Source organism: Duganella sp. FT27W, assembly GCF_009295655.1.
In the GTDB taxonomy this organism is placed as follows: domain Bacteria; phylum Pseudomonadota; class Gammaproteobacteria; order Burkholderiales; family Burkholderiaceae_D; genus Rugamonas; species Rugamonas zoogloeoides.
This window is the reverse complement of sequence record NZ_WHIV01000002.1, coordinates 331508-346625: the sequence shown is the minus strand read 5'-3', so window position 1 is coordinate 346625 and position 15118 is coordinate 331508. Positions and strand designations below refer to the sequence as shown.

The window sequence follows — 15118 nt, the reverse complement described above, 5'->3', positions numbered from 1 at the left end:
CAAGGCAGGGGCAAGGGGCTACTTGCCGGCAGCAACGCCATCAATGCCATCAACGCAGGCAAGGCTGTCCTCATGGCGCCGCCTTTCCTGTGAGGCAGCCACAGGAAAGGGGCAACGGCGCAGGCAGCGAGCCGGCCGCAGCAGGCCGCGCAGCCGGATCGGGTGCCTGACGGCTGAGCCAGCTCGATACCGCTGCCACATCGTCGCCCGCCAGGCGGCCGGCGATGTCGGCCATGCAGTCGGGCGCGGCGGCGCGGCGGGTGCCGCTGCGCCAGGCGCCGAACTGGGCGTTGATGTAGTCGCTGGGCAGGCCCAGCAGTCCGGGAATCGCTGGCGCCACGCCACCGAGCGCCGCGCCATGGCAGCTCACGCAGGCGGGAATCTTGCGCGCCGCATCGCCATGCAGCACCAGTTGCCGGCCGCGTGCCAGCGCAGTGGCGCCGGCATTGGCGCCACTGCCCGGGGTGGCCGGTGGATAGACCGGGTGCTGGGCAGAGAAAAAATCGGCGATCTCGCGCAGGTAGTCGTCGGACAGCTGCGCGACCATATAGGTCATCATCGGATAATTGCGGCGGCCGTCGCGAAAGTTCAGCAACTGGTTGTACAGGTAACCGGCCGGCTTGCCGGCGATGCGCGGAAAATATGCGTCGCGGCGCTCCTCGACAGCGTGGCAGGCGATGCACGCGGCCACGCGCTGTTGCAAGGTATCGGGTGGCGCTGCCGCTGCTGTCGTGGACAGGCACAGGCTGGCGCTGCCAGCCATCAAGCGCATCAAGCGCATCAGCGCACGGGTATCGGTCACCGGTCTCCTCCTGGTGGAAAGCCTTCGAACGAGGCTGTCGGGTCAGGATATACCGATGTTGCTAAAAGATATAGTGGACAGAATGCCTAAGCAGCAGGAGTTGCCGGCTTCGGCGGGCGTGGCAGCTTGACGGCCTTCATGGGCTTGAGCTGGCCGCCGGTAGCGAGCCACTGGCGATACACACGCAACGCCACCTGGGCGTCGTCGGCCGCGTACAGCAATTGGCTGCTGGAGAGGCGCGGTAACGACCAGTTGGTCGTGGAGATTTTTTTCGATTTTTGCAGCTTCAGGCCGAAGAACTTGGCCACTGCGGTCTTGGCGCCCAGGTCGTTGCGCTGACCCGGAGTGCGCAGCGCCACCGACAGGTCCACCACGCCGCCGGCGCGGATGGCCAGCTTGGCGTGCAGCCGCTTGACGTCGTCGGACAGGCCAAAACCCACCTTGAGCGGCGCGGCCGGTTGCAGGATCGCCTGCAGCACCGCCAGCGTGGCGTCGTCGGTGTGGTTGCCCACCTGGAACAAATAGGCCTTGGCATCGGTGGCAAACTGGATCAGGTGCGGCCCGGTGGACACTTCGCCCTTGGTAAACGTGGGTTTCGATTCGGTATCGAACCCGATCGCGTCGCAGGCGAGCAAGGCGTCGCGTGCTGCCAGCGCCTGTTCTGGTGTTTTTACCAGCAGTACGTCATCCAGCAACAAGCCTGTGTACGGCGGCAATTGTTCCTCCACCGCAGGGGCGGCGGAGGGCACACGCGGTGCGCGGGGCGACACGTCCAAGAAATGGACCTTACTTGCGCGAGAATTTCGCGGTCAGCTGGTTGAGCTTGTCAACGCGGACACGGGCGGCTTCTTCGGCAGCAGCGGCTTCGCGCTCGGCCTTCTTGCGGTCGGCTTCTTTCTTGAAGCGTTCCTGCAAGACCTGGGTAGCATGGGCGCGGTGGGTATCGGTGACTTCGGCGCCGGGCGTGCCGTCGAGGTCGTGACGCACCTTGGCTTTTTCCATGACCTTCAGGTAGCGCAGCGAGCCGGTGTGGATGCCCAGCGCAGTCCGCATGATTTTGCGGTTCAGGTCGGGCATGACCGCCAGGATCTGCTTGTCGATACCGATGGACAGCGGCAAAAAGTCGCGGAAAGCGGGGAATTGGGTTTGCAGTTGCTTGAGCAAGCTGCGCGGCGTCATGGCAACAGCGGCGACAGCGACGGCTTCGGCGGCCGGAGTAGCAGCGTCCGCTTCGGTGGCCGCAGTTGGAGTGGTAAGGCTAGTGTTCATCGACTTCAAAGGTTAAGCAACAAGCGCCATCGTATCATGCGGCCCTGCGGAATGCAGTGCCTTTTCGACCAGCGTGACACTTTGGCTAGCAGGTTGAGGGGGAAGGGTCGCGGCGGCAAGGTGCGTTCGACGCCAAAAATGTGTATAATGTCCGACTCACCAACGTGCAATGACACAGTTGGCAAAGCTACACAGAGTTGGAAGCAAGTTAGAAACACGCTAAAAACAAGCCCGTAGTTCCAAGCGGGCTTTTTTTATTCCGCAGGATTATCGTCAGCTAAATTACAACATTCCATCGATGCGCCCCGCTCAGTGCGGCTGGTGCGCGCTATGGCTTTTGTAACCCGCCGGCGGCTTCGCATTGAGAGATTTTTAATGACAAAAACGCCGAAAACTTTAACGTTGTCCGTCAAGACCGCCCGTCCCAGCTCCGCCCCGCTGGTCGTGCCGAAGACGACTCTATCTTATGTCATCGATAATGCGCAAGAGGCAGCGAGCAAAGTAACGGTAGTCAAGAAGAAAACGCGTCTGAGTTCCGCAACGATCGAGCCGGTGGCCACCATGGCCGCCGCCGCCGAGTCTGACGCCCCGGCGCGCACCGTCAAGCTGGCGCGCAAGCCTGGCGACGCCGGCGATGCGGCAGCAACGGCTGAAATGGCCGTGCCGGTCGTGCGTACCGCGCCGAAATCGAAGCTGGTCAAAGCGGTCAAGGAACCGGCGCCGGTCGTCATTTCCACCGGCGGCACGACCGTGAGCCAGGTGACCGACGCCGCCACCCTGGCCTCGATCGATACCTCGGGCTATTTGCTGCCGAGCGTGAAGGTACCGGGCCGCCGTGGCCGCAAGCCATCCGAATTCACCCCGGAAAACGACGAAGTCGCGGCGCTGAACGCGGTCGAGCGCGCCGAACTGAAGGCAGTGTCGAAGGCGCGCGAGCGCAAGGCCAAGGGCGGCGCCGAGCTGCTGGGTCTCGATAACAAGAGCACGGCCGAAGAGCTGGAACGCCGCCGCGCCCAGATCAAGAACCTGATCAACATGGGCAAGGAACGCGGTTTCCTTACCTACGCCGAGATCAACGATCAACTGCCGGAAAACATCATCGATCCGGAAGCGATCGAAGGCATCATCGCCACGTTCAACGACATGGGCATCGCGATCTACGAGCGTGCGCCGGATGCTGAATCGTTGTTGTTAAGCGACAGTGTTGCCACCGTCACGTCCGACGACGAGGTGGAAGCGGCTGCCGCCACCGCCTTGTCCACGGTCGATTCCGACTTCGGCCGCACCACCGACCCGGTCCGCATGTACATGCGTGAGATGGGCGCCGTGGCGCTGCTGACGCGCGAAGGCGAGATCGAAATCGCCAAGCGCATCGAAGGCGGCCTGAAAGACATGATCCAGGCCATTTCCGCCTGCCCGACCACGATCGCCGAAATCCTGGCCCTGGCCGCCAAGATCGAAGCCGACGAAATGAAGGTCGATGACGTGGTGGACGGCTTTGTCGATGCCAACGAATCGGCGCCCGCGCCTGTCGTGGCCGCGCCTGTCGCCTCGGACGACGACGAGGAAGAAGAGCTGGAAGTGGAAGAAGAGGAAGAAACCGATGGCGCGGCCGGCGGCGGCGCGGCTGGTTTCTCCACCGAACAACTGGCGCAGCTGAAAAAATCGGCGCTGGAAAAGTTCGCCCACATCGAAAGCCAGTTCGAAAAAATGCGCAAGGCCGCCGGTGGCTACGGCTCCAAGGCCTACGTGGCGGCGCAGGAAACCATTTCGGCTGAGCTGCTGGGCATCCGCTTCACCGCCAAGGTTGTTGAAAAACTGTGCGACACCCTGCGTGGCCAGATGGAAGAAGTGCGTTCGATCGAACGCGCCGTGCTCGACCTGTGCGTGAACCGCTGCGGCATGCCGCGCGCCCACTTCATCAAGGTCTTCCCGGGCAACGAGACGGACCTGGACTGGGTCGATGGCGAAGTCGATGCCGGCTACCCGTACAGCACCGTACTCGGCCGTAACGTGCCGGCCGTGAAAGAGCTGCAAAAGAAAATGATCGACCTGCAAGCCCGCGTGGCCTTGCCGCTGGCCGACCTGCGCAAGATTAACAAGCAGATGGCTGCCGGCGAAAAACGCGCACGCCAGGCCAAGCGCGAAATGACCGTCGCCAACTTGCGCCTGGTGATTTCGATCGCCAAGAAATACATCAACCGTGGTTTGCAGTTCCTCGACCTGATCCAGGAAGGCAATATCGGTTTGTTGAAGGCGGTGGATAAGTTCGAATACCGTCGCGGCTACAAGTTCTCGACCTACGCCACCTGGTGGATCCGCCAGGCGATCACGCGTTCTATCGCCGACATGGCCCGTACCATCCGCGTGCCGGTGCACATGATCGAGACCATCAACAAGATGAACCGCATCTCGCGCCAGATCATGCAGGAAACCGGCAGCGAGCCGGACCTGGCCACCCTGGCGCTGAAGATGGAAATGCCGGAAAACAAGGTGCGTGAAATCATGAAGATCGCCAAAGAGCCGATCTCGATGGAAACGCCAATGGGCGAGGACGGCGATTCGCAACTGGGCGATTTCATCGAAGACAACACGACCCTGGCACCGCTGGACGCCGCGCTGCACGCGTCGATGCGCAATGTCATCAAGGAAGTGCTCGATTCGCTGACCCCGCGCGAAGCGAAGGTGCTGCGCATGCGTTATGGCGTGGAAATGTCGAACGACCACACGCTGGAAGAAGTCGGCAAGCAGTTCGACGTGACCCGCGAACGTATCCGCCAGATCGAAGCGAAGGCCATGAGCAAGCTGCGCCAGCCATCGCGTTCGGACAAGCTGAAAACTTTCCTGACGCAGAATTAATCGGGGGAGGCTGCGGCCTCCTTCACTGAAATGCCGTCCAGCTTTGCAGCCGGGCGGCATTTTTTTTGATCGGCGTAAAAATCGATGAATCTTGATTTTAAGCTACAATTGAATTAATGAAAACATCGAACTTTCTCTCCACGTGTCGCTGGACTGTGCTGGCTGCGGCGGCCCTCTTGACGACCGGCGCCCGGGCTGCTGACACCTGCGGCGGTTTCAAGCGCCTCGACGTCACCACGCCCGACGGTTTATGCGCAGCCATCCTGGCCGATGGCTTCAAATTTCCGCGCGGCATACAGCCGCTGAGCAACGGCGAACTGGTCGTGGTCGATATGCGCAGCTGGGAGCCGAAGCAGGGCCGCGTGTGGTTGCTCAAGCCGGGCGCGGCGGGGCACTTCGAGCAGGTGCTGCTGCTCAAGGGTCTGGATCGGCCCAACGGTATCGTCCTTGGCCCCGATGGCTTGTTATACCTGGGGCTGGTCGGACGCATCGTGCGCTTCGATCCGAAAAACCCGGAGGCCACGCTGATCGACGTCATCGGCGGCAAATCGGGCGTGGCGCCGCTGCCGGGCAAAGGCCGCCACCTGCTCACCAATATGCGCTTCGACGCGCGCGGCGATTTATATGTGAATGTCGGCTCCGCCACCGACCATTGCGAGGGCGAGAACGGCGCGGCACCAGCCGCCGGCCAGCCTTGCGCCGAAGCCGAGGGGCCGCAGGCGCTGGGCGTGATCCGCAAGTACAAGCTGCTGTGGCCGATGGCCATGGTCAAGGACTGGGAAAACTATGCGTCCGGCCTGCGCAACTCGATGGCGCTGGCCGTGCACCCCGTCAACGGCGACCTGTGGCAGGCCGACAATGGCCGCGACGCCATCCAGGCCGCCATGCCGAATCTCGCCAACGACAACGACTTGCCGCACGACGAGCTGAACCTGATCGCACGCGGCGCCAATTACGGCTGGCCTTACTGTTACGACGCCAACGTCGCCAGTCCCGAATATCCGGACCAGGATTGCAGTGCCTGCCGCGCGCCAGCAAGGCTGCTGCCGGCCCACGCGGCGCCGCTGGGCATGACGTTTTACACGGGCGACCGTTTGCCGGCGCTATACCCCAACAGCCTGGTCATCGGCTACCACGGCTACCGCGCCCACGGACACCGGCTGGTGGCGCTGCTGCCGGACAGCAAGGGCGCACCGCTGGGCAAGTCGGTCGAGCTGATCGGTGGATGGAACAGCAAGCCGGGGCAGGGCATGGGCGCGCCGGTCGATGTCAAGCAGGGGCCGGACGGCAATATCTACCTGGTGGAAGACCGTACCGGGCGCGTGGTGCGCTTGCAGGTTGATGCGCCATGAGCAGCCGCCCGGGCATCCTTGTAGCAGTCGAAGATCCGGAGACACCGGATGCGGCGCTGCTGCTCGATGAGCTGTCGGATCAACTGAGCCTGATTACCGGCAGCAGCGGCAAGGCTTCGTTCGACGTCAACGATGTGCGTGGTGACCGTGCCCTGTTCGTTGTCGCCCGCGACGACGAAGGCAAGCCCGTCGGCTGCGGCGCGCTGCGCCCGCTGGAGCACGACGTGGCCGAACTCAAGCGCATGTACTCGCGCCGCACGGTGCCCGGTATCGGCGCGGCGGTGCTGGCGCACCTGGAAGCGCAAGCGCAGCAACTGGGCTACGCCGCGCTGCGCCTGGAAACCCGTGCGGTCAATACCCGGGCGGTGACGTTTTACGAACGGCTCGGTTATGCCCGCATCGCCAATTTCGGCAAATATGTCGGCCGGCCCGAGGCCGTGTGTTTCGAAAAAAGGCTGGCGCCGGGTTAAGGCAGCGCCCAAGGTTTACCTTGAAATATATGGTTCGTATATAATTCGTATATTAAAATTTACAAGGATACGCCATGGGCATCGTCAACATCGACGAAGAACTGCACGACCAGCTGCGCAAGGCCAGTGCGGTCGGGTGCCGCTCCATCAACGCCCAGGCCACGTTCTGGATCAAGATGGGCATGCTCGCCGAAATGAATCCCACGCTCACGTTCAACGAGATCCTGGCGCGCGAATTCCGTTCCGCCGGCGTGGAGGCGCAGGTGTTCCGGGAAACCGCCACATGATCAAGCGCCCCGAAGAAATCGCCCTGATGGCGGAGTCGGGCCGCCTGCTGGCCAGCGTGTTCGGCCACCTCGATCAATTCGAGCTGACCGGCATGTCCACCATGGCCGTCAATGACCTGGTCGACACCTTCATCGTCGAACAACTGCAGGCGCGGCCGGCCAGCAAGGGCCAGTACGACTATGCGTACGCGCTCAATGCGTCGCGCAACAGCGTCGTGTGCCACGGCGTGCCGTCCGCCACCGAGTTGCTGCAGGACGGCGACATCGTCAACTTCGACATCACGCTGGAAAAGAACGGTTTTATCGCCGACTCCAGCAAAACTTACCTGGTCGGCACCGTTGCCAGCGCCGCGAAAAAGCTGGTGCAGGTGACGTACGAGGCGCTGTGGCACGGCATCCACGCGGTGCGCCCGGGCGCGCGGCTCGGCGACATCGGCCACGCCATCGAACGCCATGCACGGCGCCACAATTACACGGTAGTGCGCGAGTATTGCGGCCACGGCATCGGCCGCGAGATGCACGAGGAGCCGCAGGTGCTGCACTACGGTAAACCACATACGGGACTGGTCCTGCATGAAGGCATGGTTTTCACCATCGAGCCGATGATCAACCAGGGTCGGCGCGAGGTCCACACCGAGGACGATGGCTGGACCGTCGTCACCAGCGACGGCAAACTGTCGGCGCAGTTCGAACACACGGTGGCGGTCACGCGCACCGGCGTTCAGGTGCTCACCCTGCGCCCGGACGAACCCTACGCCTTAGCGCGCGCCAGACCCGCAGCGTAACAAGCAACGCCGGCCCCGCTGCCGAGGCGCGCAAGCGGCGCCTCATTCCATGCCTGGACAGATTCTCAGCGGGCGCCATACTGGCGCGGTAAGGTCAGGCGCAGGCTGGCGCCGCCGCCCTCGCGGTTGCCCACCTCCAGCGTGGCGCCGATGTTGTCTGCCCGCTCGCGCATGCCCACCAGGCCCCAGTGGCCGTTCTCAGCGCGCGTCAGCGCGTCCGGCGCAATGCCCTTGCCGTTGTCGCTGACCAGCAGGGTCAAGCCGCCCGACGTGTACACCAAATCGAGCTCGATCTCGGTGGCCTCGGCGTGGCGAAACGCGTTCCAGATCGCTTCGCGGCCGATGGCGAATACCTCGTCCTTGACCAGCGGCGCCAGGGCGCGCGGCGTGCCGCGTACGTGCATGCGGAAGCCGGGTGGCAGGCCGGCCGCCAGCCGCTCGCCGTAGCGTTGCAGCGCGGCGTCCAGCGGTTCGTCGGCGCGCGCCGACGAGCGTAAACCCATCACCTCGTCGCGGCCTTCGATCATCGCCTTTTCGATATAGCCGATGCCGCGTTCCATTGCCGCGCGTGCCGGCAGCGACGGTGGAATCTGCGCCATCGCCGTGTGCATCATCAGCACCGTGCCTTGCGCCTCCTGCAGGAAGGTGTCGTGCAGGGCGCGGGCGATGCGTTCGCGCTCGTGCAGCCGTTCCAGGTGACGGGCCTCGATCAGGCGCGCCATCTGCGCCAGGCGCCAGCGCCAGGCCAGCGCCACCGCCGCCAGCAGCGCCAGCGCGCACAGCGCCTTGAACCATAGCGTTTGCACGAAGGTGGGCGGGATGGTGATGTCGAGCGTGGCGCCGGCCGTGTTCCACACGCCATCGCGGTTGGCGGCGATCACCTGGAAGCGGTAGGCGCCAGGTTGCAGGTTCGTATAAAAGGCTTCGCGCCGGTCGCCCGCATCCTGCCAGCCGTCATCGACGCCCTGGAGCCGGTAGCGAAAGCGCGTGCGCTGAGGCGCCGCCAGGCCTTGCGCGGTGTAGGTGATGTGCAGGTTGTTGGTGCCGGTGGGCAGTGCCAGCGGCGAAACTGGTGTTCGCGCCTTGCCGTCGCTGCTCACCGCGCGGATATCGACCGCTGGCGGCATGGTTTCGCGGCGGATGGCCGACGGGGTAAGCAGCATGGCGCCGCCGGTGCCGGACACCCACAGCACGCCATCGCTCGCTGCCACGATGGCGGGGAAGGAGCCGGTGGGCTGGACATTGCCGCTCACGCCATCCTCGCTGCCCAGCAGTTCGGCCTGCACCGGGGCAGCGCCGCCGTCGCGCACGAAGGCTTGTACCTGCTCGGCCGCGATGCGCACCACGCCGTCGTGCGTGCGCAGCCACAGGTCGCCGGCGGCAGTGGACAGCAGGCCGCTCACGCCGCGCAACTCGCGCCCGTCCGCCAGGCGCAGGGTCTCCAGGCGTCCGCCGCTGCCGGGCCCAGCGCCGGTCATGCGCTGGCCTTGCCCGGCTTCGACAAAACGCGCCACGCCACGTTCGCCGGCCACCCACACCTGGCCATGGCGTTCGACAATGGTCTGCACATTGCCGATACCCTGGCCGTCGCCGGCATCGACCAGGCGCACGGCATCATGCTCGATCAGCGCCACGCGCCCGCCCTGGTAGCCGACCCACAGGCGGTTTTTGCTGTCGGAGAGCAGCGCCATGATGCGCGCCTGCGGCAACCCGGGGTAGGGCGCATCCCAGCGGCCGCTGCCCGGAACATGGCGCTGCAAGGGCTGGTTCAAAAACGCCGCCCACAGCGCGCCGCCAGCGTCTTCGGCCAGGGCATCGACCCGCACGTCGTTCTGGCCGGCGGACACCGGCGCCGTTATCAACGTGCGCTGCGGATCACCGGCGCGCCAGATGCCGCCCCAGCCGCCGAGCCACAGGCGACCGTCGCGCCCGCGCGCCGAACTCCAGAAAGCCGGCCCCGCAGGCCCGTGGCGCACCCCGTCGCGGCCGGTCAGCCAGGAGTGGTTGTCATCGCTGAGCCACACCAGGCCGTCGGCGCCCGCAGCCAGCGCCGGCGTGACCACCGGCGCCAGGTTGTCGGCGGCCGGCGGCAGTGGCGCTACCCGGTTGGGACGGAACTGGTCGAGGCCCGCGACGGTGCCGATCCAGATGGTGCCGTCGCGGTCTTCATAAAAGGTTTGCGGGTGCATGCCGGACAGGCCGCGATCATGCGCCAGCTGCTGGCGCGGATCGGCTGCGTTGCTGCCCGGCGCCACGCGTGCAACATGGGTTTCGCTCAGCAGCCACATGGTGCCCGCGCGGTCGAACCACATGCCGCTGCCGGGCAGTTCCGGCTTCGGCGGTGGCGCCGTGGCAGCAGCGGTGGCGGTCGAGAGACGGTAGTTGGCATCGCGGCCGTTCGATACCCACACCGTGCCATCGGGCGCGGCGGCCAGCGAGGACAGCGCGATATTGGCGGGACTGGCGACCTGGAAGCGGGGCTGGCCCGCGCGGCGGTAGTACACCTTGCGCGACGTCGAAACCCACTGGGTGCCGGCGCGGTCGAACAGCACCTGCCAGATCGTCGCCCCGGGTGCGAAATCCGCCTCGGGCCCCACCTGCACCCAGCGATCCTGGCGGCTGTCGAGCCATGCCAGGCCGGCGGCCGTGGTCACCCACGTCACGCCGTCCGGCGCTACCGTAAAACTGTGGGTGGCGCCCGGCGGAAAACCCTGGTCGGCGCCGTAGTGGCGCACCCGGTTGCCGAGGAAAGCGCTGGCGCCGCCGAAGCGATAGCCCACCCACAAGGTGCCGTCGGGCGCGGTATGCAGCGGCAGCACGATCGATGAACGCAGCGCGTGGCCATTGATGGCGTCGTGACGCTCGAAGCGCACGCCGTCGAAGCGGTACAGGCCGGTCGGCGTGGAAATCCACAACCAGCCGTCAGGGGTCTGGGTAATCGCCTGGATTTGCGCAGGTGCGCCATGGGCCGCAGTCCACGCTCGGTGGGCATACAGGTCCAGCAGGCCGGGAGCAGGGGAAGAGTGTGCTGGCGGGGATGCCGCCAGCGTCAGCAAGCAGATGAGGGAAACGATCCAACTTGTGATGAATTTCATAGTGCAAGGATACCGGGTTTTACGTAAACTTGCCGGAATACACCCCCTCCCCGAAGGGAGGGGCGCCGGTTAACCCGTGTTGCGCAACCCTGCCGCCACGCCGTTGATCGACAGGTGGATGCCGCGATGCACGCGCTCATCGGTTTTCGCTTCCGTGGTCAAGGCGCGGTGGCGCTTGATCAATTCCACTTGCAAGTGGTTCAGCGGATCGATGTAGGCAATGCGGTTCTGGATCGAGCGTGCCAGCAGCGGGTTGTTCACCAGCCGTTCTTCGGCGCCGGTGATGCGCTGCAGGATGGCCAGCGTGTTCGCATGCTCTTCGGTGATGCGCTTGAAGATGCGCTCGCGCAGTTCCTTGTCCTGCACCAGTTCGGCGTAGCGCGAAGCGATTGCCAAGTCGGTCTTGGCCAGCACCATGTCCATATTGGACAGCAGCGTGGCAAAGAACGGCCACTCGCGCGACATCACCTGTAACTGCGCCAGGCGCTGTTCCTGCTCGGCGCCGCCATCGGCCACCCACGCGCCGATGGCGCTGCCGAAGCCGTACCAGCCCGGCAGCAGCAGGCGGCACTGGCCCCACGAAAAGCCCCACGGAATGGCCCGCAGGTCTTCGATGCGCTTGGTCGATTTGCGCGAAGCCGGACGCGAACCGAGGTTCAGTTCCGCGATCTCGGCGATCGGGGTGGCGCTGAAGAAGTAGTCGGTAAAGCCCGGGGTTTCGTACACCAGGTTGCGGTAGGCCTTGTAGGCGCGGTCGGAAATCTCCGCCATCACCGACTCGAACTGCTGCAACTGCGCCACGTGGGCCGCGTCTTCCGGCTGCGGCAACAGGCTCGCTTCCAGCGTGGCGGCAACCAGCAGCTCCAGGTTGCGGCGGCCGATGTCCTTGTTCGAGAATTTCGACGCGATGATCTCGCCCTGTTCGGTCAGGCGGATCTGGCCGTTGACGGTGCCGTGCGGCTGCGCCAGGATGGCTTCGTACGACGGACCGCCGCCGCGACCGACGGTGCCGCCCCGGCCATGGAACAGGCGCAGCTTGACGCCGGCGTTGGCAAACACGGTGACCAGGTGGGTCTCGGCCTTGTACAGCTCCCAGGTGGACGTGAGGAAGCCGCCGTCCTTGTTGGAGTCCGAGTAGCCGAGCATGACTTCCTGGATCTGGCCCTGCTTGGCGATCAGCGCCTTGACCAGCGGGATCGCCATCACGGCTTCCATGATGCCGGCTGCGCGTTGCAGGTCGGGGATGGTTTCGAACAGCGGAATGACCATCAGGTCCAGCTCTTGTTCTGCCACCCGCAGCAGGCCCATTTCCTTTTGCAGCAGCAGCACTTCGAGCAGGTCGGAGACGGTCTCGGTGTGCGAGATGATGTAATTGCGGATCGCGCGCACGCCGTAGCGTTGACGAATTTCGCGCGCGGCGCGCAGCACGCCCAGCTCGGACTGGGTTTCGTCCGAGTAGGCGATGTACGGCGACGACAGCAGGCGCGCCTGGCCCAGCTCGGACAGGATCAGCGCGACCTTGGCGTCTTCGTCCAGTGCCGAATAATCGGCTTCGGCGCCGGCCTTGGCGAACAGTTCGGCCAGCACGCGTTCGTGCACGTCCGACGACTGGCGCATGTCGAGCGAAGCGAGGTGGAAACCGAAGATGTCGGCCGCACGCTTGAGCGTGGACAGGCGCGGACGCACCAGCACCGCGCCGTGGTGGGCACCCAGCGACTCGACCAGCACTTGCAGGTCGGCCGAAAACTCGGCGGCCGTGGCATACGGTTCCGCGTGGCCCACTTCCTTGCGCAGGATGTTGGTGGCGCCCAGCGCGCGCGCCGTGCTGGCCAGGCGCGCATAGACGCCGATCAGGGCGCGGCGGTACGGTTCGTCGGCGCGGTGGTCGGACGTGTCGGGCGACTGGTCGGCCAGCGCCTGCAGCGCCGGCGAGCAGCCGATCATCAGGGTGGAAATCGACAGTTCGGCGCCCAGCGTGTGCGCTTCCTCGAGGTAGAAATCGAGGATGGTGGTGGCCTGGCGCGTGAGCGCGTGCTGCATGGTGCCGCCGTTGACGTTCGGGTTGCCATCGCGGTCGCCGCCGATCCAGCTGCCCATCTGCACGTACGGCGCGTCGATGGTGGTGGTGTCGGCTTCGCCATAGTGGCTGGCGATATCGCCTTCGATGTCGTCGTACAGGCCTGGCAGTTCGCGCAGGAAGGTGATGCGGTAGTAGGACAGGGCGTTTTCAATTTCGTCGGCCACCGTCAGCTTGGTGTAGCGCAGCATGCGGGTTTGCCACAGCGTGGCCACGCGCGCGCGCAGCAGGTGCAGGTTGGCCGCGTCTTCCTTCGGCGTCAACGGCTGGTCGCGCTGGGCCAGCAGGCGCGCGATATCGTGCTCGGCGTCGAGGATCGATTTGCGCTGCACCTCGGTCGGGTGGGCGGTAAGCACCGGTGCGATCAGGGCGTCCTGGAAAAACGTTTCGACGGTATCGCGTTCGACGCCGGCGCTTTTCAGCTTGGCCAGCGCGTAGCTGACGCTGCCCTTCTGGGCGTCGGAGCCGGCCAGTTGGTGGGCGCGGCGGCGGCGGATGTGGTGCTGGTCCTCGGCGATATTGGCCAGGTGCGAGAAGTACGAGAATGCGCGCACGACGGTAATGGTCTGTTCGCGCGTGAGGATTTTCAGCATGCCGTCCAGTTCGTTGGCGGCGGCCGTGTCGTCTTCGCGGCGGAAGCGCACGGCGGTCTGGCGGATGGTTTCGACCACGGCGAATACTTCTTCGCCTTCCTGGTCGCGCAGCACGTCGCCGAGCAGGCGGCCGAGCAGGCGGATATCTTCTTTCAACGGCGCGTCTTTATCGGCGCCGGCTTGTTCGGGAATATTTTCAGCTTGGAAGTCGTCAGTTGCACTAAATTGGTTTGCCATGAGTTATGCCGCAAAGAAATAAAATGTCGGTGCAAAGGCGGGTGGCCCGGGTCTGCAAGAGGGTGAGCATGGTAAAATTTGTGATCTTAGCCATACACGCTTGACTGGTCTGCGCCGGTTGGGCAGCAGCGACAGTGAAAGAACAGTTTTGAAAACATCCGAAGTAGTCCAGAGTACTCCATCCAGATTGGTGATCGCTTCGCGCGAAAGCCGGCTCGCCATGTGGCAGGCCGAGCATGTGCGCGAACGCTTGGCATTATTATATCCGCAGTGCGATGTCAAAATTGTCGGAATGACGACACGCGGCGATCAAATTCTGGATCGCACCTTGTCCAAGGTCGGCGGCAAGGGTTTGTTCGTGAAAGAACTCGAAGTCGCCATGGCCGAAGGCCGCGCCGACCTGGCCGTCCACTGTCTCAAGGACATGCCGATGGAGCTGCCCGAAGGCTTCGTGATGGGCGCGGTGCTCGAGCGCGAAGACGCGCGCGACGCCTTTGTCTCCAACGACTACGCCACCCTGGCCGACCTGCCCGACGGCGCCATCGTCGGTACCAGCAGCCTGCGCCGCCAGTCGCTGATCGCCGCCAGCTTCCCCCATCTGATCGTCAAGCCGCTGCGCGGCAACCTCGATACGCGCCTGGGCAAGCTCGATCGCGGCGAGTACGCCGCCATCATCCTGGCCGCCGCCGGCCTCAAGCGCCTGGGCCTGGCCGCCCGCATCCGCTCGGTGCTCGATCCCGAGACCAGCTTGCCGGCTCCCGGGCAGGGCACGCTGGCGATTGAAATTCCCCAACGCAGCGACGGCGTGGACCTGGTGGCGCTGCTCGCGCCCTTGCACCACGAAGACAGTGCGCTGGTGTCGATCGCCGAGCGCACCGTCTCGCGCGTGTTCGGCGGCAGCTGCCAGGTGCCGCTGGCGTCTTACGCCACCATCGATGGCGATCAAATGCACCTGCGCGCCATGGTGGCCACGCCCGATGGCGCGCGCATGATCAGCGCCGAAGCGCGCGGCCCGGCGGTTGACGCCGCCGTGCTGGGCGCGCAAGTGGCGCAGATGCTGGGCGAGCAGGGCGCGGTCGAGATCCTGGCAGCATGCCTGAGTGAAGCGGCGCAAGCCGACGACGCGGCCCGCTCGGCCGAACTGAAGGCCGACGCCCAGGCTGACGTCGAAGCCGGCGTGGCGCAAAACCAGCCTGAAGTTCAGCCGGCGGGGCAGCCGCAGCCCCCGAGCCTGCCCGGAGTTCAGTCCGGGACCGGGACCTGAGTGGCACGCCCGGCGCCGATGTCAAGCG

At 65.0% G+C, this 15118-nt stretch carries 11 protein-coding genes; 6 read left to right on the top strand and 5 right to left on the bottom strand.

Features of this window, described 5'->3' with window-relative positions; genetic code table 11:
• Positions 1-70: 70 nt before the first annotated feature.
• From F8197_RS07780 to F8197_RS07770, 3 genes are all read right to left on the bottom strand, one after another.
• On the bottom strand, positions 71-772 hold the full coding sequence (locus F8197_RS07780) for a c-type cytochrome (RefSeq protein ID WP_152881991.1): 702 nt from the start codon (positions 770-772) through the stop codon (positions 71-73).
• A 116-nt stretch (positions 773-888) separates the two neighbouring features.
• The gene (locus F8197_RS07775) at positions 889-1500 is read right to left on the bottom strand and encodes a 3'-5' exonuclease (protein ID WP_152881990.1); all 612 of its coding nucleotides are present in this window, start codon (positions 1498-1500) and stop codon (positions 889-891) included.
• 88 nt (positions 1501-1588) lie between these two features.
• The gene (locus F8197_RS07770; RefSeq protein WP_019922009.1) at positions 1589-2071 is read right to left on the bottom strand and encodes a ProQ/FINO family protein; all 483 of its coding nucleotides are present in this window, start codon (positions 2069-2071) and stop codon (positions 1589-1591) included.
• A gap of 375 nt (positions 2072-2446) precedes the next feature.
• On the opposite strand from F8197_RS07770, the gene rpoD reads away from it, so the two are divergent.
• From rpoD to map, 5 genes are all read left to right on the top strand, one after another.
• Positions 2447-4930 (top strand): RNA polymerase sigma factor RpoD, encoded by a 2484-nt coding sequence (gene rpoD / locus F8197_RS07765; RefSeq protein WP_152881417.1) that lies wholly within the window; start codon positions 2447-2449, stop codon positions 4928-4930.
• Between the two features lie 116 nt (positions 4931-5046).
• A complete protein-coding gene (locus F8197_RS07760; RefSeq protein WP_152881416.1) occupies positions 5047-6282 on the top strand; it encodes a sorbosone dehydrogenase family protein in 1236 nt (411 codons plus the stop codon).
• A complete protein-coding gene (locus tag F8197_RS07755) occupies positions 6279-6752 on the top strand; it encodes a GNAT family N-acetyltransferase (protein ID WP_152881415.1) in 474 nt (157 codons plus the stop codon). The genes F8197_RS07760 and F8197_RS07755 overlap by 4 nt, the downstream gene beginning before the upstream one ends.
• Before the next feature lie 74 nt (positions 6753-6826).
• The gene (locus F8197_RS07750) at positions 6827-7039 is read left to right on the top strand and encodes a ParD-like family protein (protein ID WP_019922013.1); all 213 of its coding nucleotides are present in this window, start codon (positions 6827-6829) and stop codon (positions 7037-7039) included.
• Complete coding sequence (gene map, locus F8197_RS07745) at positions 7036-7824, top strand: type I methionyl aminopeptidase (protein WP_152881414.1); 789 nt, start codon at positions 7036-7038, stop codon at positions 7822-7824. Before F8197_RS07750 ends, map begins: the two co-directional genes overlap by 4 nt.
• A gap of 65 nt (positions 7825-7889) precedes the next feature.
• On the opposite strand, the gene F8197_RS07740 is transcribed toward map, so the two are convergent.
• Together F8197_RS07740 and ppc are read right to left on the bottom strand one after the other, a co-directional pair.
• Positions 7890-10919, bottom strand: coding sequence for a sensor histidine kinase (locus F8197_RS07740; protein WP_227012154.1), 3030 nt, complete (start codon positions 10917-10919; stop codon positions 7890-7892).
• Between the two features lie 69 nt (positions 10920-10988).
• A complete protein-coding gene (gene ppc, locus F8197_RS07735; RefSeq protein ID WP_152881413.1) occupies positions 10989-13826 on the bottom strand; it encodes a phosphoenolpyruvate carboxylase in 2838 nt (945 codons plus the stop codon).
• Positions 13827-14013: 187 nt separating this feature from the next.
• Here ppc and hemC point away from each other — a divergent pair, with 187 nt between their 5' ends.
• Positions 14014-15090: a hydroxymethylbilane synthase gene (gene hemC / locus F8197_RS07730; protein ID WP_152881988.1), complete on the top strand. Its 1077-nt coding sequence runs from the start codon at positions 14014-14016 to the stop codon at positions 15088-15090.
• Positions 15091-15118 lie beyond the last annotated feature (28 nt).